Source organism: Roseivivax marinus (genome assembly GCF_900109705.1).
Taxonomy (GTDB): domain Bacteria; phylum Pseudomonadota; class Alphaproteobacteria; order Rhodobacterales; family Rhodobacteraceae; genus Roseivivax; species Roseivivax marinus.
Window position 1 is genome coordinate 1 of sequence record NZ_FOAI01000032.1, and the last position, 1,935, is coordinate 1,935.

Annotated in this window: 1 protein-coding gene; it reads right to left on the bottom strand. The window is 70.8% G+C overall.

The window, feature by feature from the left end; all coding sequences use genetic code 11:
• Positions 1-1,935: heavy metal translocating P-type ATPase (locus BMX29_RS18660; protein ID WP_244889286.1), on the bottom strand; the 1,935-nt coding region annotated here is incomplete at both ends.

The window sequence follows — 1,935 nt, forward strand, 5'->3', positions numbered from 1 at the left end:
TTCTGGCGGATGTTCGACATGGTCGCACGGGCGAGGCGGATCTTGGCAGGCACATCGGTCACTCGGTTGCGCAGGATCGCCGCGTCGGCCGTCTCGAGCGCCACGTCGGTGCCCGAGCCCATGGCAACGCCGACGTGCGCGGCGGCGAGCGCGGGCGCGTCGTTGATGCCGTCACCGATCATCATCACACGTGCGTCCGCGCTCAGATCGCGGATCGCCGCCACCTTGTCTTCCGGCATCAGTTCGGAGCGATGCTCGATCCCGAGCCCTTCGGCTATGGCCTGGGCCGTGCGCGGATTGTCCCCCGTCAGCATTACCGAAGAGATGCCGAGGTTGCGCAGCTGCGCGACCGCATCCGCCGCATCGGCACGCGGCTCGTCCCGCAGCGCGATGAGGCCCATGGGCACGTCGTCGTGCAGGACGATCACCACCGTCTTGCCCTCGGCTTCCAGCGCCGCCACGCGGGTCCGGATCTCGTCCGTGAAAGCGCCACGCTCCTCCGCCAGCCGTGGCGAGCCCACGCAGGCGGTCGCGCCGTCGATCGACGCTTCCGCCCCCCTGCCGGGAAGCGCGCGGCCCCCGGTCGCCGCCGCCGCGTCCACGCCCCGCCTTTCGGCCTCGGCGCAGATCGCCTGTCCCAGCGGGTGGCTCGCGCCGCTCTCGACACCGGCGGCGAGGGCCATTAGGTCGCCCTCGGTGCCGCTCAGCACCGCCACGTCCGTCACGCGGGGTCTCCCGTGGGTGAGCGTTCCGGTCTTGTCGAAGGCGACATGGGTGGTGCGGGCCGCCGCCTCGATCACCGCGCCGCCCTTCATCAGCAAGCCGCTGCGCGCCCCCGTGGAGAGCGCCGAAGTGATCGACGCCGGCACCGAGATCACCAGCGCGCAGGGACAGCCGATCAGCAGCAGCGCCAGCGCCCGGTAGACCCACTCGCCCCAGGGCAGCCCGAAGGCCAGCGGCGGGATGACGGCGACGAGGACAGCGGCGCCGACCACGGCGGGCATGTAGACCCGGCTGAACCGGTCGATGAAGCGCTCGGTGGGCGCGCGGGCACTCTCGGCTTCCTCCACGAGGCGAACAATGCGGGCAATGGTGTTGTCCTCGGCCGCCTTCGTGACGCGCACGCGCAGGAGCGCCTCGGCGTTGATCGACCCCGCGAAGACCTCCGCGCCGGGCTCTTTGAGGCTCGGGACGCTCTCGCCCGTCACCGGGCTCTCATCGACACCCGAGGTGCCGTCAATCACCTCGCCGTCGCAGGGCACGCGGTCGCCGGGGCGGACCTGCACGATTTGGCCGACCTGTAGTTTTTCTGCCGCGGCTTCACGCGTCTTGCCCCCCACTTCGAGCCGCGCGGTCTTCGGCACGAGCTTCGAGAGCGCCCGGATGCTGTCGCGCGCCTTGCCGGCCGAGACGCCTTCCAGGAGCTCGCCAACGGCAAAGAGGAAGACGACGAGCGCCGCCTCTTCCGGCTCGCCGATCACCAGCGCGCCGCCGGCGGCGATAGTCATCAGCATCTCGATGGTGAAGGGCATGCCGGCCCGCATCATGGCGAAGGCGCGCAGCGCCACGGGCACGATCCCGACCAGCGTCGCCAGCACGAACGCCCAATAGGCGATCTCTGCCGGAAGGACGAGGCGGGACGCCCAGGCAGCCGCGAGCAATGCGCCGGTGCCGATGACCAGTTGGCCCTTGGAGGATGTCATCCACGATCTCGGTGCCTCTTCGGCCTTCTCCTCTTTCTCCTCCGGAGCGCTGTCGGTCTCCGAGCCCTCCGCAGCATCCGGAAACGCCCCGTCCGGCAGAACGAAGCCGCCCTTGGGCTTCTCCGGCCGTGCGCCCCTGGGCGCGATCCCGAAACCGACGCCGCGCACGGCTTTCTCGATGCGCTCGGGCGACGTCTCGCCCTCGTCGAGCGTCAGTCGCAGCCGCTCGGCC